18 protein-coding genes are annotated in these 18,659 nt (G+C 59.1%); 15 read left to right on the plus strand and 3 right to left on the minus strand.

All coding sequences use genetic code 11. The features are described 5' to 3' along the window. Positions 1-44 precede the first annotated feature (44 nt). Positions 45-2,462, plus strand: a complete 2,418-nt coding sequence (gene gyrB / locus BD293_RS12030; RefSeq protein ID WP_142082054.1) for a DNA topoisomerase (ATP-hydrolyzing) subunit B — start codon at positions 45-47, stop codon at positions 2,460-2,462. Between the two features lie 51 nt (positions 2,463-2,513). On the opposite strand, the gene BD293_RS12035 is transcribed toward gyrB, so the two are convergent. The 3 genes from BD293_RS12035 to BD293_RS12045 all read right to left on the minus strand — a co-directional run bounded on the left by BD293_RS12035 (position 2,514) and on the right by BD293_RS12045 (position 4,509). Next, positions 2,514-3,581: a YeeE/YedE family protein gene (locus BD293_RS12035; protein WP_142082056.1), complete on the minus strand. Its 1,068-nt coding sequence runs from the start codon at positions 3,579-3,581 to the stop codon at positions 2,514-2,516. 75 nt (positions 3,582-3,656) lie between these two features. Continuing rightward, on the minus strand, positions 3,657-4,049 hold the full coding sequence (locus BD293_RS12040) for an ArsR/SmtB family transcription factor (RefSeq protein ID WP_142082058.1): 393 nt from the start codon (positions 4,047-4,049) through the stop codon (positions 3,657-3,659). 103 nt (positions 4,050-4,152) lie between these two features. Further along, positions 4,153-4,509, minus strand: a complete 357-nt coding sequence (locus BD293_RS12045) for a thioredoxin domain-containing protein (RefSeq protein WP_142082060.1) — start codon at positions 4,507-4,509, stop codon at positions 4,153-4,155. A gap of 136 nt (positions 4,510-4,645) precedes the next feature. Here BD293_RS12045 and BD293_RS12050 point away from each other — a divergent pair, with 136 nt between their 5' ends. From BD293_RS12050 to BD293_RS12115, 14 genes are all read left to right on the plus strand, one after another. Next, complete coding sequence (locus tag BD293_RS12050) at positions 4,646-5,383, plus strand: cytochrome c biogenesis CcdA family protein (protein ID WP_142082062.1); 738 nt, start codon at positions 4,646-4,648, stop codon at positions 5,381-5,383. 25 nt (positions 5,384-5,408) lie between these two features. Then, on the plus strand, positions 5,409-5,978 hold the full coding sequence (locus tag BD293_RS12055) for a thioredoxin family protein (protein ID WP_142082063.1): 570 nt from the start codon (positions 5,409-5,411) through the stop codon (positions 5,976-5,978). A gap of 192 nt (positions 5,979-6,170) precedes the next feature. Next, positions 6,171-6,665 carry a sulfur oxidation c-type cytochrome SoxX gene (gene soxX / locus BD293_RS12060; protein ID WP_142082065.1) on the plus strand — a complete coding sequence of 165 codons (495 nt, stop codon included), beginning with the start codon at positions 6,171-6,173 and terminating at the stop codon, positions 6,663-6,665. 58 nt (positions 6,666-6,723) lie between these two features. After that, positions 6,724-7,140: a thiosulfate oxidation carrier protein SoxY gene (gene soxY, locus BD293_RS12065; RefSeq protein WP_142082067.1), complete on the plus strand. Its 417-nt coding sequence runs from the start codon at positions 6,724-6,726 to the stop codon at positions 7,138-7,140. A gap of 46 nt (positions 7,141-7,186) precedes the next feature. Continuing rightward, positions 7,187-7,513 (plus strand): thiosulfate oxidation carrier complex protein SoxZ, encoded by a 327-nt coding sequence (soxZ, locus tag BD293_RS12070; protein ID WP_142082069.1) that lies wholly within the window; start codon positions 7,187-7,189, stop codon positions 7,511-7,513. Between the two features lie 36 nt (positions 7,514-7,549). Further along, positions 7,550-8,407, plus strand: a complete 858-nt coding sequence (gene soxA / locus BD293_RS12075) for a sulfur oxidation c-type cytochrome SoxA (protein ID WP_142082070.1) — start codon at positions 7,550-7,552, stop codon at positions 8,405-8,407. Positions 8,408-8,547: 140 nt separating this feature from the next. Beyond that, complete coding sequence (gene soxB / locus BD293_RS12080) at positions 8,548-10,245, plus strand: thiosulfohydrolase SoxB (RefSeq protein WP_142082072.1); 1,698 nt, start codon at positions 8,548-8,550, stop codon at positions 10,243-10,245. A 54-nt stretch (positions 10,246-10,299) separates the two neighbouring features. Further along, positions 10,300-11,589 carry a sulfite dehydrogenase gene (gene soxC / locus BD293_RS12085; protein WP_142082074.1) on the plus strand — a complete coding sequence of 430 codons (1,290 nt, stop codon included), beginning with the start codon at positions 10,300-10,302 and terminating at the stop codon, positions 11,587-11,589. Then, positions 11,573-12,655 (plus strand): c-type cytochrome, encoded by a 1,083-nt coding sequence (locus BD293_RS12090; protein ID WP_142082076.1) that lies wholly within the window; start codon positions 11,573-11,575, stop codon positions 12,653-12,655. Before soxC ends, BD293_RS12090 begins: the two co-directional genes overlap by 17 nt. 14 nt (positions 12,656-12,669) lie before the next feature. Continuing rightward, entirely contained in the window at positions 12,670-13,389 is a 720-nt protein-coding gene (locus BD293_RS12095) for a c-type cytochrome (RefSeq protein ID WP_246086285.1), read from the plus strand. 202 nt (positions 13,390-13,591) lie between these two features. After that, a complete protein-coding gene (locus tag BD293_RS12100; RefSeq protein ID WP_142082078.1) occupies positions 13,592-14,854 on the plus strand; it encodes an NAD(P)/FAD-dependent oxidoreductase in 1,263 nt (420 codons plus the stop codon). 238 nt (positions 14,855-15,092) lie between these two features. Beyond that, positions 15,093-16,442, plus strand: a complete 1,350-nt coding sequence (gene mgtE / locus BD293_RS12105; RefSeq protein WP_246086286.1) for a magnesium transporter — start codon at positions 15,093-15,095, stop codon at positions 16,440-16,442. A gap of 126 nt (positions 16,443-16,568) precedes the next feature. Further along, entirely contained in the window at positions 16,569-17,669 is a 1,101-nt protein-coding gene (locus BD293_RS12110) for an SLC13 family permease (RefSeq protein WP_211841018.1), read from the plus strand. Between the two features lie 102 nt (positions 17,670-17,771). Further along, on the plus strand, positions 17,772-18,632 hold the full coding sequence (locus tag BD293_RS12115; RefSeq protein ID WP_142082080.1) for an undecaprenyl-diphosphate phosphatase: 861 nt from the start codon (positions 17,772-17,774) through the stop codon (positions 18,630-18,632). Positions 18,633-18,659: the final 27 nt, after the last annotated feature.

Below are 18,659 nucleotides of genomic sequence, written 5' to 3' on the forward strand. Positions count from 1 at the left end.
GCGAGACGCCTATAAGTGGGGCAATCTAACAAGGAATGTCCCGCATGTCTGCTGAAGCCGTGAAGCGCGAAGAGTATGGCGCCGATTCGATCAAGGTTCTCAAAGGGTTGGATGCCGTTCGTAAACGTCCTGGCATGTATATCGGCGATACCGATGACGGCTCTGGCCTGCATCACATGGTCTATGAGGTGGTCGATAACGGCATTGACGAGGCGCTGGCCGGACATGCTGACTTCGTGACAGTCACGATCCATGCTGACAGTTCCGTCTCAGTTATGGATAACGGGCGCGGTATTCCCACCGATATTCACACTGAAGAAGGCGTGTCGGCGGCCGAAGTCATTATGACCCAGCTTCACGCGGGCGGCAAGTTTGATCAGAACAGCTACAAGGTGTCAGGCGGGTTGCACGGCGTCGGCGTTTCTGTCGTCAACGCTCTGTCGGACTGGCTGGAATTGCGCATCTGGCGCGCGGGCAAAGAACATACCGTACGCTTTGAGCGCGGCGATACAGTGCGCTCGCTTGAAGTGGTAGGCGATGCGGGCGACAAGACAGGCACCGAAGTGCGCTTTCTTGCCTCGACCTCGACCTTCTCTAACCTCGAATACAATTTCAAAACACTTGAGAACCGCCTGCGCGAACTGGCCTTTCTGAATTCCGGTGTGCGGATCATTCTGGAAGATCACCGCCCCGCCGAAATGCTGCGCTCGGAGCTGTATTATGAGGGCGGCGTGCGCGAATTTGTGCGCCATCTCGACCGTTCCAAAACACCGGTGATGGCAGAGCCGATTTACATCGTGGGAGAGCGTGACGACATTGGCGTCGAAGTCGCCATGTGGTGGAATGACAGCTACCATGAGACTGTGCTCCCCTTTACCAACAATATCCCACAGCGCGATGGCGGCTCGCATCTGGCAGGGTTTCGCGGGGCGCTGACCCGTTCGATCAATGCCTATGCCCAATCCTCGGGGATTGCGAAAAAAGAAAAGGTCAGCTTCACTGGCGATGATGCGCGCGAGGGGCTGACCTGTGTGCTATCGGTCAAGGTGCCGGACCCGAAATTCTCTAGCCAGACCAAGGACAAACTCGTCTCATCAGAGGTGCGCCCGGCGGTAGAATCACTGGTCAATGAGAAGCTGGCCGAATGGTTCGAGGAAAACCCCGTCCACGCCAGAAGCATTGTCGGCAAGATCATCGAGGCCGCGCTCGCCCGCGAAGCAGCGCGCAAGGCGCGCGAGCTGACGCGGCGCAAGACTGCACTGGATGTGGCCTCTCTGCCCGGCAAGCTGGCAGACTGTCAGGAACGCGACCCCGCCAAATCGGAATTGTTTCTGGTCGAGGGTGACTCGGCAGGTGGGTCGGCAAAACAAGGTCGGTCGCGCCAGAATCAGGCCGTTTTGCCCCTGCGTGGCAAAATCCTGAATGTGGAACGCGCACGGTTTGACCGGATGCTCGGCTCGCAGGAAATCGGTACGCTGATCACAGCCCTTGGCACCGGTATCGGGCGCGACGAATTTGATCTGGGCAAACTGCGCTACCACAAGATCGTCATCATGACAGACGCCGATGTGGACGGCGCGCATATTCGCACATTGCTTCTGACCTTCTTCTTCCGTCAGATGCCGCAACTGATCGAAGGCGGGCACCTGTATATTGCAGAGCCGCCCCTTTACAAGGTCGCACGCGGCAAGTCCGAGGTCTATCTCAAGGACAAACCGGGGCTGGAAGATTACCTGATCGAACAGGGGGTCGAGGGGGCTGCCTTGCGTCTGGCCACAGGCGAGGAAATCGTGGGGCAGGATCTGGCCCGCGTTGTCACCGAGGCACGTACTGTGCGCCGATCACTGACCGCCTTTCCAACGCATTACCCCCAGCATATTCTGGAACAAGCCAGCATCGCGGGTGCACTAATGCCCGAAGCACTGGCAGCCAATCCGCAGCAACTGGCCGATAGCGTCGCGCAGCGGCTGGACCTGATCGCCGCAGAGTATGAGCGCGGCTGGGAAGGGCGTCCCACACAAGACGGAGGTTTGCGCCTGTCGCGTGTTTTGCGCGGGGTCGAGGAAGTGCGCAGGTTGGATGGGCCGGTGTTGCGTTCGGGCGAGGCACGGCGTCTGGCCAGCCACACCGAAAGCCTGCAAGAAACCTATGCCCGCCCCGCCGAACTGGTGCGCCGCGACCGTAAACAAAAGATTTATGGCCCCGTCGACTTGCTGGAAGCGATCCTCACCGAGGGTGAGAAAGGCCTGTCGTTACAGCGCTATAAGGGATTGGGCGAGATGAACCCCGACCAACTATGGGAAACCACACTGGACCCCGAAGCGCGCACACTGTTGCAGGTCAAGATTGATGATCTGGCCGAAGCCGATGACATTTTCACCAAGCTGATGGGTGATGTGGTCGAGCCCCGGCGCGAATTCATCCAGCGCAATGCGCTGAATGTGGAAAATCTGGACGCCTGATGGTGCGCCCCCCCCCGGCGCTTGGCGTCGGGGGCGTTTAGCGCGTGCGGTTCATAGGGCTGCGATACGCCTGTCGCCCCGCTGATCGACCAGAAAATCGGTCAGTGTGGCCCCGATCCACATGCACAAAAGCGCAAGCAGGGCCGTCGCGGCGAAGATCGACCCACCGGTGACGCCCGCACCAATCGCGCAGCCCCCCGCCAGCATCCCGCCAAACCCCATCAAGGCCGCGCCAAATAATGAGCGGCGCATTGCATCCGCGCCGTCATAGCCCTGCCAGTTCAATTCGCGCGTGACCAATGCCGCCAGAAACGCGCCCAGAACAACGCCCGGCACCAGACCGACATCAAATCGCAAGCTTGGGTTGGGGTTCAGAAAGAACATCAATGTATTGGCGGACGGCCCGGTAAAGGTGGCCGAGGTCACATTGACCGGATCAAAGCTGATCTGCGCCAGATTCCACGTCATCATCCACCCCAGCGCCACCGCAAACCCCACGCCAGAGGCGAAAACCAGCGGGCGCACCCCAAGTTGGTTGCGCAGCGCCAGCGCAATGGCCGTAACCGCAAGGGCCAAGCCGATCCACAGCGCCAAACTCTCAGGCAGGCCCACCATCTGCAACAGGTGCAGATTGCGCCCTTCCGGTGTGATCCACAGCGCGGCCAAACCATTGCGCACAGGGGCGAGCCAGCCATACAGACTCATCTGGGCCACAATCGCAAAGACCAATCCCGCGATGACCGAGCGCAGATTGCCCGTGGCAGCCAGCAACAGCAACCGCCCCGAACACCCCCGCGCCAGCACCATGCCCACGCCAAACATCAGCCCACCAATCACCGCACCTGACCAAGACCCCGGCACCGCCATCATGCGCGCATCACTGACGCGAAACAGACCCAGCGCCTGCGCGCCCTGCACCCAAACCACAGCGGTCGAGAAGGTCAGAAGCCAGATCGCCAGCCTTGGCCCCAACTGGCCGCGCGCAAATTCGACTGTGGCGGCACGCAGGCAAAACCGCGAGCGTTGCGCCGCAATACCGAATACCAGCCCCACCATCAGGCCCAACAGAGCCTCGATATTGCCTTCGCCAAACCTGTCGATAATGTCGTAAAGATCCATGGGCCGCATCCCGTGCACACAACGTGCAGATGGCGGTTTATGCCATGCGGGTCGCGGGCCGGACCTTGATCTGGATCATCCGGGCCCGGGGCTGCGGAACAGGCGCTGGATCAGATGGATCGCTTCGCGCACCCGTTCATCCGCCAGCGAGTAGAAAATCTGATTGCCCTCGCGCCGTGTCGTCACCACCTTTTCATGGCGCAACCGTGCAAGTTGCTGGCTGACTGCGGCTTGGCGCGACATGATAAGGCGCTCCAGCTCTGCCACGGAATGATCGCGTTCACACAGGTAATACAGCATCAAAAGCCGCCCTTCATGGCCCATCGCTTTCAGAAGCTCCGACGCCTCGCGCGCTTCTGCCTGCAACTCGTCCAATGACATATCAAGGGTCGCGCGCTGTGGGCCACGCGCCACTGCTGTCTCATCCCCAAAGGGCAGATCCTGCTCGCGATTTTGTCCGTCCGGCATGCGTGAACTTTCAGTCGCACAAGTCTTCAGAAAGGCTTGTCGCCCTTGTTTCACCTCTGAGTCTAGCACATGCCTGTTGCGAAAGGTAGCACCCAGCGCCAAGTTACGGCGCAAGCCCTTCTTGCGCGGTCGCAATCATGTCGCTGACATAGGGCCAGAAGAAATCTTCGCCGGGAAAACCTGTCAGCCGCTCGATCTCGGCCCCGTCTGGCCCGATCAGAATAAAGGTCGGCGTTACAAAGGGCTGCGTGTCGAGTGTAACACCCTCAGGCAACGCGCCACGCAACTGCACATGCACCAACGGGGCCGCCTGCCCCTCGGTCGATTTTTCATAGACCGGTGCAATGTCACGGTTGAACACGCGGCAGTAATAGCAGCCCGCCTGCTCGACCATCAGCAAACGCAAATCCTGCGCCTGTGCGGTAGAGAAACCAAAACCAGACAGGACTATGCCCGCCACAAGGGCTTTCTGCACAGCAGCGGAAACAAGGGATTGACGTAGAATGTTAAACATATGAACAAAGTAATATGTCGATCTCTGGAAGGCAACCACAAGATGTCTTGACACCGCACAAGACAAGCAAGGTCCACAACACATGTTTGATATCAGCTTTGGTGGGGCGGCACTGGCAGGACTTTTGTCCTTTCTATCGCCCTGCATCCTGCCCATCGTGCCCTTCTATCTGTGCTACATGGCCGGGTTGTCGATGTCAGAGTTGCGCGATGAACAGGGCCTTGCGCCCGGTGCGCAGAAGCGGCTTGTGCTGGCCTCCATTGCATTTGCGCTTGGGGTGACGACCATTTTTATGCTCTTGGGCATGGGGGCAACGGCGTTGGGGCAGACATTCATCGCCTACCGCGATATTCTAAAATGGGTCGCGGCGGCCATTCTGTTCATGTTCGGGCTGCATTTTCTGGGGCTGTTGCGCATACCTTTGCTGTACCGCGAAGCGCGGATCGAAACATCGGCCGCGCCCAAATCGGTGATCGGGTCTTATGTCATGGGGCTGGCGTTCGGCTTTGGCTGGACCCCCTGTGTTGGCCCGGCACTGGCTGCAATCCTGATGATCGCATCAGGCATGGGCAATATCTGGGAAGGGGCCGCATTGCTGGCCGTCTACGGGCTGGCCATGACCTTGCCCTTCGTGATTGCGGCACTGTTCGCACGCCCGTTTCTGAACTGGGTGGGCCGCCATCGCAGCAAACTGGCGCATGTCGAAAAGGTCATGGGCGCGATGCTGGTCTTGTTCGCAATCCTGATCGCCACCGATTCGGTCGCCTATATCGCCGAAGGAATGCTGGAGATTTTTCCGTGGTTCGCCACCATTGGCTGACCACAACACAAGGGGGGAGGATGTCATGGAATTTCGGAAACTGATACTCACGGCGCTGTCGGGGCTGATGCTGGCCTTTTCGGCGCAGGCGACACCTGTGGGCGAGGATGGCTTGCACAAACCTGACTGGCTGGTCGAGACATTCCGCGACATGCGCGATGATCTGGAAGACGCGCAGGCCCAAGGCAAACGCCTGCTGCTGATGTTCGAGCAGCGCGGCTGTATCTATTGCACGCGGATGCATGAAAACGTCTATCCCGACCCCGAGATCACCCGCATGCTGACCGAGGATTTCATGGTCGTGCAAATCAACCTGTTCGGCAACATTCCTGTCACCGATTTTGACGGCACAACACTGGATGAACGCGACATGGCACGGCGCTGGGGCATCGTGTTCACACCCACACTGGTCTTCGCCCCCGAAGCCATGCCCGAATCAGGCAGCTTGCGCGATTCCGCCGTCATGACCATGCCCGGCGCGTTCGAGCGCGGCACCACACGGCTGATGCTGCAATGGGTGCTGGAAAAAGGCTATGAAGGCGACGAACACTTCCAACACTATGTCGCGCGCATGTTGCAAGCCCGGTCTGACTGAACTGGAAAATGCATAGATTTCAATAATATGCCCGCCAAAACGGGCATATTTTCCTAAACTTGAGAACATTCACACAAAACAATATGCAAAAAAACGAATTTTCGTTTGCAGCATCGGTATACTGTGGTCTATTGTCGCATAACGGTGAGCTTGGGAGAGCGCATCACCGTCTAACCGTCTGGGAGGGCTTTCATGACAAGACGATCACTTTCCGCAGCCTGTGCCGCCACGGCAGTGATTTGGGGCGGAGCAACTTTTGCCGATATCTCGCCGGCAGACATTGTCTGGGAAGATGAAGTCGCCATTCCGGCATCGCTGAACGGCGTTCCGGGCGACCCGGTTGCTGGCGCGGACACCGTGTCCAGCCGATCAGCTGGTAACTGCCTGTCCTGCCATGTAAATTCTGCAATGCCAGAGCATGACTTCCAAGGCAATATCGGCCCACCCCTTGACGGTGCGGGCGCGCGCTGGTCGGAAGCAGAGCTGCGCGGTATCATCGTCGATGCCAAGCGCATGTTCCCCGAAAGCATGATGCCCACATTTTACAACAACAACCCAGACGACTATATTCGTCCGGGCGAGGCATATACAGCCCGCGCCCACAATCCGGAAACCTTTTCCACGCTTCTGACTGCAGCACAGGTAGAAGATGTGGTCGCCTATCTGATGACGCTGACCGATTGGTAAGACGATCATCAAGCAGCGGGACAGTTCCCCGAAGCACCAACCATGAGAGGATAATTCAATGCTGACAAGACGCGACACCATGGCAATGGGCCTTGGCGTAGCAGCTGTCGCAATGGTTCCCGGCGCAGCCAGCGCCTCGGCCGTTGACGATGCAATTTCCGCCTTCACAGGCGGCGCTGACGTATCCGAGGGCGGAGTGACCATCTCTGCACCCGAGATCGCAGAGAACGGCAACACTGTGCCAATCGCGGTAGAAGCGCCCGGCGCGACCGAGATTCTGATGATCGCGGCAGGCAACCCGACACCGGGCGTGGCCAAGTTTGGCTTTGGTGAGGGGGCCGCCACGTCGCGCGCTGCAACCCGCATCCGCCTTGGCGGCACGCAGGATGTCATCGCAATCGCCAAGATGAGCGATGGCAGCTTCGCACGCGGCGCTGTTGAAGTGAAGGTCACCATCGGCGGCTGCGGCGGCTAACATCCAGCCCGCTCCGCCCTTCTAACCCTTTTCAAGGAGACTAGACATGTCTGACGTCAGACCCCGCATCCGCCTTCCACGCTCTGCCAATGCCGGCGACGTGGTAGAGGTGAAGACCCTCATCAGCCACAATATGGAAACCGGCCTGCGCCGCGATGGTTCAGGCGATGCGATCCCGCGCCAGATCATCCATCGCTTTACCTGCGAATATGCAGGCAAGATGGTGCTGGACGTCGAGATGGAACCCGCCATTTCGGCCAACCCCTACATGGAATTCGATGTTCAAGTCGATGAATCGGCTGACTTTGTCTTCACATGGTATGACGACGATGGCTCGGTTTACTCCGAAACCCAAAGTTTTGAAGTCAGCTGATACGCCAGGTCACAGCCAGTCTGGGAGGAGACACGCATGAAGACCATGACCAAGCTTTGGGCCACTGTGGCAATCTGTGGGGCAGTGTTCAGTAGCACTGCCTTCGCAGACCCGCATCCCGATGCTGAACTGATTATCGAGGGTGAATTGCATATTGCAACCCGCGCAGAGCCGCCTGAGCATCTGGGCGGCGTCTTGCCCGAGATTTACTCTGGCTGGCTGTTCCGCACGGATGAAACCCGTGAGTTGCAGATGGATGATTTCGACAATCCAGGCTTGCTGTTTGCCGAACGTGGCGAAGACCGCTGGGAATTGGCCGAAGGCACGGCAAATCAGTCTTGTGCTGATTGTCATGGCGGTGTCGACTCAATGGCGGGCGTGCGTGCCGTCATGCCAAAGGTCAATGAAGACGGCGAATTGTGGTCGATGCAAAACTACATCAACAATTGCCGGACGGAACGCATGGGCGCAGATGCCTGGGGCTGGAACAGCGAACCGATGAAAGACATCACCTCGCTCATCTCGTTGCAGTCACGCGGTATGCCGGTCGCGGTCAAGATCGACGGCGAAGCGGCGGAATACTGGGAAAAAGGGCGTGAAATGTATTACACGCGCTTTGGCCAACTGGAATTGTCCTGTGCAAATTGCCACGAGGACAACTGGGGCCGGATGATCCGCGCGGATCACCTTTCACAGGGCATGTCAAACGGCTTTCCGACTTACCGTCTGAAAAACGCAACCATAGTGCCGCTGCATCAGCGCTTCCGTGGTTGTATCCGCGATACGCGCGGAGAGTCCTTCGCCGAAGGGTCGCAGGAGTTCCGCGAGTTGGAACTGTATGTGTCCTCGCGCGGTCTGGGCCTTCCGATTGAAGGTATTTCGGTACGTCAGTAACGGAAACAGGGCGCGGGCATAGCTCCGCGCCCTACCGGGCCTGACGGTTTTTTCGGCCCAACAATATTCACACTTTCGCAGATTGGCATGTGGCGACCTCCTCCCCGCCATGTGTCAAACCATCCACAGGAGTAGCTCTCATGATATCCCGGCGCGAATTTCTGCAAGCGTCCATCGCAGCCTCGGCGCTTTACGGCATCTCGGGGTTCGGCAACTGGTCGAAACTCTCTGCGCAACAAGCGCTGACGCAGGATGACCTGCTGCGTTTCGACACGTTCGGGAATGTCTCGCTGATCCATGTGACAGACATCCACGCCCATTTGAAACCCATCTGGTTCCGCGAACCCGAATGGAATATCGGCGTGGGCGACGTAACGGGCAAACCGCCGCATGTGGTCGGCAAAGACTTCATCGAGATGTTCAACCTCACGCCCGGCTCGCCCGAAGCCTATGCGCTGACCTATGTGGATTTTGAAGCGCTGGGGCGCACATACGGGCGCATGGGCGGCATGGACCGTGTGGCGACCGTGGTGAACGCAATCCGCGCCGACCGCCCCGATGCCCTGTTGCTGGACGGCGGCGACACATGGCACGGCTCCATGACCAGCTACCTGACCAAGGGCCAAGACATGGTCAATGTCATGAACGCCCTCGGCGTCGAGGCGATGACAAGCCATTGGGAATGGACCTTCGGCCAAGACCGCGTGCGCGAAATCGTAGACGGCCTGCCCTTCCCTTTCCTTGGTCAGAACATTTTTGACAACGAATGGAACGAGCCGTCGGAAGAGTTTGATCCCTATACATGGTTCGAGCGCGGCGGCGTAAAGATTGCGGTCATCGGTCAGGCCTTCCCCTATATGCCAATCGCCAATCCGGGCTGGAAATTCCCTGATTTCAGCTTCGGCATCCGCGATGGCCGTATGCAGGAAATGGTTGATGAAGTGCGCGCCCAAGGTGCAGATCTGGTCGTCGTGCTGTCGCATAACGGTTTCGACGTGGACCGCCAGATGGCCAGCCGCGTCACGGGCATCGACGTCGTTCTGACCGGCCACACCCATGACGCGCTGCCAGAACCGGTGATTGTGGGCGAAACGCTTCTGATCGCATCGGGCAGCCATGGCAAGTTTGTCACGCGCCTTGATCTGGATGTGCGCGACGGGCAAATGATGGGCTTCCGCCACAAGCTGATCCCGGTCTTCTCGGATGTGATCACCCCGGATGCCGATATGGCCGCACTGATCGACAACGAGCGCGCGCCCTACAAGGACCAACTTGAAGAAGTCATCGGCCACACAGACTCGCTTCTCTATCGGCGCGGCAATTTCAACGGCACATGGGATGACCTGATCTGCGAAGCGATCATGGAAGAACGCGACACCGAAATCGCCATGTCGCCGGGCGTGCGCTGGGGCGCCAGCCTGCTACCGGGCGACGCGATCACGCGCGAAGATATCCATTCCGTCACCTCGATGACTTACGGCGAATGCTACCGCACCGAGATGACAGGCGACTTCCTGAAGGTCGTGCTGGAAGATGTGGCCGACAACATCTTCAACCCTGACCCCTATTTCCAGCAAGGCGGCGACATGGTGCGTATTGGCGGGCTGGGCTATCGGGTCGATGTATCGGCACCCGTGAACCAGCGCATTTCCGACATGACGCTTCTGTCCACAGGCGAGGCGATCGACCCTGAACGCAACTATGTTGTGGGCGGCTGGGCCTCTGTGAACCCCGAAACCGAAGGCCCCCAGATTTGGGATGTCGTCGAAAACCATATCCGCAAGATTGGCCGTGTGGCGCTGCAACCGAATACATCGGTGCAGGTCACTGGGCTTTGAGATCAACGAAGGGCGGGCCATTTGCCCCTGCCCCAAACCAGAGGAACCGACGTCATGACTGACATGCCAAATGACGCCGCCAAGACGCCAAGCCACGGCCCCTCCCGCCGCGATTTCCTGCGCACAGCAGGGTTGGCAGCCGGCGGCGCAGTGGTCGGAGCAGGCGCGAATGCCGCAAGCCCCGACCCGCTGATTACCGAAGTGCAACCCTACGCCTCTTTCCTTGGCGAAGGGGTGGATGCCACGCCCTACGGTATGCCGATCCATTTCGAGGATCACGTCGTGCGCCGCAATGTAGAATGGCTGACCGCAGACCCCATCAGCTCGATCAACTTCACGCCGATTCATGCGCTCGATGGCACGATCACGCCGCAAGGCTGTGCATTCGAGCGTCACCATTCCGGTGCAATCGAGATGAGCAAGGACGAATACCGTTTGATGATCACGGGCTTGGTCGAACGCCCGCTTGTCTTCACTTTCGGCGACCTGATGCGCCTGCCGCGCGTCACGCGCGTGCATTTTTGCGAATGCGCGGCCAATAGCGGTATGGAATGGGGCGGCGCGCAGTTGAACGGCGCGCAGTTCACGCATGGCATGATCCATAACATGGAATACACCGGCGTCACGCTGCGCACGCTTCTGGACGAAGCGGGCGTCAAGCCCGAAGGAAGCTGGATCTATGTCGAGGGCCATGACGCGTCATCGAACGGGCGCTCGATCCCGATGGAAAAGGCGCTCGATGATTGCATGATTGCGTTTTCCGCCAATGGCGAGGCGCTGCGCATGGAGCATGGCTATCCGGTGCGGCTGGTTGTGCCGGGCTGGGAAGGCAACCTCTGGGTCAAATGGCTGCGCCGCATTGGTGTGCATGACGGGCCTATGGAAAGCCGCGAGGAAACCTCGAAATACACCGACCTTATGCCCGATGGTCGCGCGCGCAAATGGACATGGGCCATGCACGCAAAATCGGTCGTCACCTCGCCTTCACCGCAAATGCCCATCGGGCATGGACCGGGGCCAATGGTCATTACCGGGTTGGCATGGTCGGGCCTTGGCAAGATCGCGCGGGTGGATGTGTCGCTGGATGGCGGCGTGAACTGGCAGACCGCGCGTCTAGGCACAGAACCGGGCGACAAAGCCGTGACGCGCTTCTACCTCGATCACGATTGGGACGGCCAGCCGATGTATCTGCAATCGCGCGCGATTGACGAGACCGGCTATGTCCAACCCAGCAAGGAACAGTTGCGCGCCATTCGCGGGCTGAACTCGATCTACCACAATAACGGCATCCAGACTTGGTATGTCAACGAGAGCGGAGAGGCGGAAAATGTCGAAGTGTCGTAAACTCATCACCACGACGGCACTGATTACAGTGTTTGGCGCGGTCCCTGCCCTTGCAGACACATTGGGCATTGGCCGTCTGGCCCTGCCCGAAGAAATCGCCGCTTGGGATATTGCCGTCATGCCCGATGGGCGCGGCCTGCCCGAAGGGCGTGGCAACGTGCTGGATGGCGAAGATTACTGGATCGACCAATGTGCAGTGTGCCACGGTGATTTCGCCGAAGGTGCTGGTGCATGGCCTGCCATCGTCGGCGGTCGTGGCAGCCTGACCGATGACCGACCCGAAAAAACGGTTGAGTCGTATTGGCCCTATCTGTCGACCGTGTGGGACTACATCAACCGCTCCATGCCCTTTGGCGCGGCCCAGACACTGGAGACAGACGAGGTTTATGCGATCACCGCCTATATCCTCTATTCCGCAGGGCTGGTGGATGACGACTTCGAGTTGAGCAATGAGAATTTCACCGAAATTCGCCTGCCTAATGAGGGTGGTTTCTACCTTGATGACCGCGCAGAGGCGGAATTCCCTGAATTCACCCAAGACCCTTGTATGAGCGATTGCCGTGACCCTGTGGAAATTTCGGCACGCGCCACGGATATTGATGTAACGCCGGAATTCCCTGTCATCCGTTACAGCTATTCCGATGGCAGCGCGCCCGCGCCCGCCGCTGCTGAAGAGGCCGATGAGGCGTCCGTGCAGCCTGAAGAAGCCCCGGCTGAGGAAGCAATACAGACAGCCTCTCTCGACCCTGCGCTGGTCGCCGCAGGCGAGGCCGCATGGCGTCAATGCCGCACATGTCACCAGCTTGGTGATGGGGCGCGCAACGGTACAGGCCCGCAATTGAACGACATTTTCGGGCAAACCGCCGCACATGCTGACGGGTTTCGCTACTCGCCCGCATTCACCGAGGCGGCAGAGGGCGGTCTTGTCTGGAACGAGGAAACACTTGACGCCTTCCTTGAAAATCCGGCAGGCTTGATCCCAAGAAACCGCATGTCCTTTCGGGGCGTTCGCAGCGAAGATGAACGTGCCGCATTGATTGCCTATCTGATGTCGTATTCAAACTAAAGCTTGGTGGCCTGGTGTTCGAGAAACTGAAACCTCTGATCCTTGTCGGGGCCTTGTTGGCCCCGACCACTGTACTTGGACAAGCAACGCCAATTGGTGATGCAAGCGCCGGCGCGCAGGTTTACCAACGCGAATGTGCCAGTTGTCACCAGATTGGTGACGGGGCCGAGCACCGCATCGGGCCGCATCTGAACCGCATATTCGACCGCCGCGCAGGCAGCCACGACGATTTCCGCTATTCCGAGGCGTTGGTGCGGCAGGGCCGCGATGGGCTGTTCTGGGATTTGGCCCGCTTGCACGCCTATATCGAGAATCCGCGTGCGCTGGTTTCGGGCACACGCATGTCTTACCGCGGGTTGCGCGATGAAGAACGGCGCGCAAACCTGATCGCCTATATGCGCGCCTATTCCGACCAGCCCCAAAACATTCCCGAAGCCTCGCCCACGGCGATCGCGCGCGAGGTGGAGTTGTCGGCAGAAACCCTCGCGATTGAGGGGGATGTCGAGTATGGTGAATTCCTGAGTGCCGAATGCACCACCTGCCACCAGCGCAGTGGCGAGCATTCGGGCATTCCCGGCATTGTCGGCTGGCCGGAAGAAGACTTTGTTGTGGCAATGCACGCCTATAAGCAGAAACTGCGCCCGCATGAGGTGATGCAATCCGTGACACAACGCCTGGACGATGAAGAAATCGCAGCGCTCGCGGCCTTTTTCCGCGAGTTGGGCCGCGAATAAGAACAAGTTTGCCCCGGCATGCGTCGGGGCGGTCGATGCATGCGAGAGGGGGCGCATGCAACCAGACATCATTCCTAAGAAGATCGCGCCCAAAGGAATGGTGTTCCTGTCAAGACTTGCCTGCGATTACACCGGGGTCTGGACAAACCGGAAAGAACGGCGCGAAATCCGCCTCAATCGAGGCGCCAATGGGAGAGACTTCATGATATTGAACAGACGCAGTTTTCTGGGCACGGCCACAGCGGCATCCGCAGCCCTGTCAGCGCCAATGGCCCTTGGTCAGGCAAAGCCGCGCGTCGTTGTCATCGGCGGTGGTTCGGGCGGCGGCACAGTCGCGCGCTACATCGCCAAGGACAGCAATGGCGCGGTCGACGTGACACTGATCGAGCCGTCGCGCAAATACTACACCTGCTATTTCTCGAACCTCTATCTGGGCGGGTTCTGGGAATTTGACGCGCTTGGCCATGACTACGGCAATATCGCGCGGCTTGGTGTGAATGTCATTCATGACTGGGCTGTGGGTGTGGACCGCGACGCGCAGACCGTGGCGCTGGCCTCGGGCGAGCAGGTCTCGTATGATCGGCTGGTCGTGGCACCCGGCATCGACTTTGTCGAAGGCTCGGTTCCCGGCTGGGATGTGTCGCAGCAAAGCCTGATGCCACATGCCTACAAATCCGGCACGCAGGCGCAGTTGCTGAAACACCAGATCGAAAATATGCGCGAGGGTGGCACGTTCTGCATGGTGGCCCCACCAAACCCCTACCGTTGCCCCCCCGGCCCCGGCGAGCGCGTGTCGATGGTTGCGCATGTCCTGTCAGAAATCAATCCGACCGCGAAGATCCTGATTGTGGACCCAAAGGAAAACTATTCCAAACAGGCCCTGTTCGAAGAAGGCTGGGAACGCCACTACCCCGGCATGGTCACGCGTATCGGCCCTGATTTTGGCGGCGAGAATGTCGAAGTGCGCCCGGACGCAATGGAAGTCATCATCGACGGCGTGGTTGAAGCGGTCGATGTCTGCAACGTGATCCCGGCCCAGAAAGCGGGCAAGATCGCTGAGCTGGCCGGGTTGACGAACGACTCTGGCTGGGCACCGGTTCTGCCTGCGGATATGCGCTCGCGCATGGATGAGAATGTGTTTGTGCTGGGCGACGCCAGCGCGCAGGGGGCTATGCCCAAATCTGGCTACTCGGCCAATTCTCAGGCCAAGGTTGTGGCGAATGTGATCCGTGGCGAGTTGACTGGCAGCCGCATCTTCCCGGCGCGCTATTCCAACACCTGCTGGTCGCTGATCGCCACCAATGATGGCGTGAAAGTCGGCGCGAATTACGAGGCTGGCGAAGATCAGATCGAATCTGTGTCCAGCTTCATCAGCCAGACCGGCGAAGACGCCGAGTTGCGCCAGCAAACCTATGAGGAAAGCATCGGCTGGTATAACGGGATCGTGGCCGACATTTTCGGCTGATAAAACCACGCTGACAAACAACACAGAGCGAGGCTGCGGCCTCGCTCTTTTTTTTGTGGCAATGACCTGCCGCGCGGATGGCATGATCGCCGTCATGTCGAGCGCGGCGCAGCAGTCCAAAGCCGCCATCCATCACCATAGCCGCGAACTGTTGCCAAGCTCATCCCAGGATTGCAGACTATTTGCATACTGATCGCAAGGTGGATTCGGGGTTCCCGATCCGGCCCAGAAGGAGATTATGATGAGCTATGAGCAACTGGAAACTGCACTCAAAGAGCGTGACCAAGCGCCCCACCCCGCAGAACTCAGCGATTTTATTGAGCAAGAGCACGCCGCCGACCTAGCCAGATTTGTCGCGGAATGGCCGCCACAGGATGCGTGGCGTGTTCTTGACCTACTGGAACTGAGCCAGCAAGCCGAGGTGTTCGGCTATCTGCCGCATCAATTTCAGGTTGATATGGCCGATTCCGTGGCGCGTGACCGGCTGGCCCGTCTTGTTACTGAAATGAATTCGGACGAACGCGCCGATCTCTACAATGAACTTTCCGAAGAACAGCGCGCGGCGCTGCTGCCTGCTCTGGCGCGGGCCGAGCGCGAGGATATCCGCCGCCTTGCAAGTTATCCGAAAGACACCGCCGGGGCGATCATGACCTCGGATTACGCTGTGCTGACGGCTGAGTTGACCACCGGCGAAGCCCTGCAAAAGCTGCGGGAGGAAGCGCTGGATCAGGAAACGATCTACCGCACCTATGTCATCGACAGTGACCGCCAGCTTGTCGGGTCCGTCCGGTTGCAAGACTTGTTTCTGGCCCCGTCAAAGGCGCGCGTCTCTGATGTGATGGAGCGCAACACCCACGCGGTGACCGTGACAGACGATCAGGAACAGGTCGCACAACAGGTCGCCCGCTATGACTTGCTTGCCTTGCCAGTGGTAGATGCCGAAGGGCGCCTTGTCGGGATCGTCACGCATGACGACGCGATGGATGTTATTCAAGAAGAAGCGACCGAAGATTTCCACCGTGTTGGTGCGTCGAAAATGGTGCGTAACATGCGGGATGCGAGCGTTTTCATGCTGTACCGCGCGCGCATCGTGTGGCTGATCCTGCTGGTTTTCGGCAATATCTTCTCGGGCGCCGGTATCGCCTATTTTGAGGATACGATCACCGCCTATGTCGCTCTGGTCTTCTTCCTGCCGCTTCTGATCGACAGCGGCGGCAATGCGGGTTCGCAGTCGGCAACATTGATGGTGCGCGCACTGGCCACAGGGCAGGTCAGGCTGAATGACTGGAGCTGGATGATCGGCCGCGAGGTGCTTGTCGCGCTGCTGATGGGGCTGAGCATGGCCGCCGCAGTCTCGGTGATCGGCATTTTCCGTGCAGGGCCAGAGATTGCGCTGGTCGTGGCCCTGTCGATGGTCATCATCGTGATTGTGGGAAGTGTGATCGGCATGTTGTTGCCCTTCGCCTTGACCAAACTCAATCTTGACCCTGCCACAGCCAGTGCGCCGCTTGTCACCTCGATCGCGGATGCTGCGGGCGTGCTGATCTATTTCGCAATTGCGACCGCGTTCCTGTTCCCGACGATCTGACAGGAATGCAGTCCCAGTGCGCAGACCACTGGGACTGCGCATCTTGCGGCAGTCAATCATGGCCATGCGAATGATCCGAGTTGACTTGGACGCGCTTTCACGATCCTTCGGGGTATGATGTATACCTTGCGGCGCATACGGGCATGGCTTGTGGCCGAATGGCTTCTGGTGATCCTGATCGGCCTATTGCCGGTCCTGCTTTGGGCTGTTCCGACCCCATTGGGCAATCTGGTCGACCTTGTCGATTGGAAAACGGTCGCGGCACTTGCAGGGTTGATGGTGCTCAGCCGCGGATTGGAACTCTCGGGGCTGATTGACCGTCTTGGCCGCATGGTCCTTGCAAGGCTGCGCAGTGAACGTGGCCTTGCGGTCGCCCTTGTGGTGTTCGCGGCCCTGCTGTCTGCGGTGGTGACAAATGATGTCGCACTTTTTGTGACCGTGCCGCTGACCCTTGGGCTGGCGCGGGTTGCCGCTTTGCCTGTGGCGCGGCTGGTCATCTTTCAGGCGCTGGCGGTGAATGCAGGCTCGGCGATCTCGCCTGTCGGCAATCCACAAAATCTGTTCCTGTGGCAACGCTCGGGGTTGGGGTTTGTCGAATTCACGCTCGCCATGCTGCCCATCGCCGGGGCCATGCTGGTGCTGGTGCTCGCACTTGTCCCGCTTGGTTTTGGGCAGGCCCGACTGGCCATGCCGGATGCGACACGCCAGTTGGCGGTGCGGCAGCCGCTGATGCTGGTCTCTCTTGTGGCCTATCCGGTATTTCTTATCGCTGTGAATGCGGGGTTTGCACTGATCGGGGCGGGACTTGTAATCGGTGCCTTTGCCCTTGCCTTTCGGCATGTGCTGCGCGGGGTGGATTGGCCGCTTTTGCTGGTCTTCATACTTATGTTCATCAATCTGGGACTGCTTGGCCAACTGCCTGCTGTTGCGGCCCTTGCGATCTCGGCGATGGACTGGCCCGGCGGGGCCTATGCCTTTGGCGCGGTGCTGTCACAGGGCATGTCGAATGTGCCTGCCGCGATCTTTCTGGCACCCTTCACCGAGGATTGGCGCGCGCTTGCGTGGGGCGTCAATGTCGGGGGGTTTGGTCTGGCAATCGGCTCTCTCGCCAATCTGATCGCGCTGCGACTTGGCAGGCAGCCCGGCATCTGGCGGCAGTTCCACCTGTGGTCATTGCCGATGTTCGGGGCAAGCCTTGCTGTGGGCGCTGTGCTGCTGACGCTGTGACATACCTCACACGATCCCGTGTCGGATTGAAGTCTGCGCCGCGCTCCGATAGCCAGCCTCATGCAACTGCTACCTGAATCGCGCTGACGAAAGGCCCCGTGTATGAGTTATCTAGAGGCGATCATTCTGGGTCTTGTCCAAGGCATATTCATGTTTGTGCCAGTCAGTTCGACCGCGCATCTGGTCGTGACCCAACATGTTATGATCGCTCAAGGCTCTAGCATGCCGCCCCCAGAAAGCCCGGCCATGATCCTGTTCGATCTGGTTGTGCATATGGGCACCTTGGTTTCCATTGCGATTGTGTTCTGGAAAAGCCTGTCTGCGCTGGTCCGCGCCACTTTCGCCGAAACCACCAGTCGCCTGCGGATACCGGGGCCAGGCATGGGGGCATTCTCAAGGCTGTTTTTGATGGGGATGCTGACAGTACTGGTCACTGGCGTGCTGGGGCTGGTGTTCAAGCGCACATTCGAGCTGGTGTTTTCTGCGCCGCAGGTACTGGTCGTCACCCTGTCGCTGACGGCTGTGCTGCTGTTTGTGACCGACCGTCTGCCAAAGCGCCCGCTTGGCATCAAAAGCCTTGGTCCGCGAATTGCGATTGTGATCGGGGTGGCGCAGGCGCTGGCGCTTATTCCCGGCATTAGCCGCAGCGGGATCACCATTATCGCGGGGCTGTTTTCTGGGTTAAAACGGCGTTGGGCAGCGGAATACAGCTTCCTTGTGGCAATCCCGACCATTCTGGCCGCAAGTCTGTTTCAGGGTGTCGAGGTCATGCGCGGTGCAGGTCTGGACGGGGTCGGCCTTGGGCCAATGCTGGTGGGGTTTGTGGTCGCGGCCATTTCCGGCACTGTCGCGCTGAAGCTTGTGCTGGCACTGTTGTACAAGGCGCAACTGAAAGTGTTTTCGGTGTATCTGGTCGCACTTGCCACAGTGATCGGTTTTGGCCTGTTTGACGGGATCATCTGACACGGCGCGGAAATCTGGTTTTCGCGG

Origin of the sequence: Roseinatronobacter monicus (assembly GCF_006716865.1) — a bacterium.
GTDB lineage: Bacteria > Pseudomonadota > Alphaproteobacteria > Rhodobacterales > Rhodobacteraceae > Roseinatronobacter > Roseinatronobacter monicus.

What these genes read in the sequence shown, in the direction of transcription:
- soxC (WP_142082074.1), top strand. Translation starts at nt 10,300, where the DNA reads ATGACTGACATGCCAAATGACGCCGCCAAGACGCCAAGCCACGGCCCC.
- BD293_RS12040 (WP_142082058.1), bottom strand. Translation starts at nt 4,049, where the DNA reads ATGCCGGACGGACAAAATCGCGAGCAGGATCTGCCCTTTGGGGATGAG.
- BD293_RS12090 (WP_142082076.1), top strand. Translation starts at nt 11,573, where the DNA reads ATGTCGAAGTGTCGTAAACTCATCACCACGACGGCACTGATTACAGTG.
- soxA (WP_142082070.1), top strand. Translation starts at nt 7,550, where the DNA reads ATGAAGACCATGACCAAGCTTTGGGCCACTGTGGCAATCTGTGGGGCA.
- mgtE (WP_246086286.1), top strand. Translation starts at nt 15,093, where the DNA reads ATGATGAGCTATGAGCAACTGGAAACTGCACTCAAAGAGCGTGACCAA.
- soxB (WP_142082072.1), top strand. Translation starts at nt 8,548, where the DNA reads ATGATATCCCGGCGCGAATTTCTGCAAGCGTCCATCGCAGCCTCGGCG.
- soxX (WP_142082065.1), top strand. Translation starts at nt 6,171, where the DNA reads ATGACAAGACGATCACTTTCCGCAGCCTGTGCCGCCACGGCAGTGATT.
- BD293_RS12100 (WP_142082078.1), top strand. Translation starts at nt 13,592, where the DNA reads ATGATATTGAACAGACGCAGTTTTCTGGGCACGGCCACAGCGGCATCC.
- soxY (WP_142082067.1), top strand. Translation starts at nt 6,724, where the DNA reads ATGCTGACAAGACGCGACACCATGGCAATGGGCCTTGGCGTAGCAGCT.
- BD293_RS12050 (WP_142082062.1), top strand. Translation starts at nt 4,646, where the DNA reads ATGTTTGATATCAGCTTTGGTGGGGCGGCACTGGCAGGACTTTTGTCC.
- soxZ (WP_142082069.1), top strand. Translation starts at nt 7,187, where the DNA reads ATGTCTGACGTCAGACCCCGCATCCGCCTTCCACGCTCTGCCAATGCC.
- BD293_RS12115 (WP_142082080.1), top strand. Translation starts at nt 17,772, where the DNA reads ATGAGTTATCTAGAGGCGATCATTCTGGGTCTTGTCCAAGGCATATTC.
- BD293_RS12035 (WP_142082056.1), bottom strand. Translation starts at nt 3,581, where the DNA reads ATGGATCTTTACGACATTATCGACAGGTTTGGCGAAGGCAATATCGAG.
- BD293_RS12055 (WP_142082063.1), top strand. Translation starts at nt 5,409, where the DNA reads ATGGAATTTCGGAAACTGATACTCACGGCGCTGTCGGGGCTGATGCTG.
- gyrB (WP_142082054.1), top strand. Translation starts at nt 45, where the DNA reads ATGTCTGCTGAAGCCGTGAAGCGCGAAGAGTATGGCGCCGATTCGATC.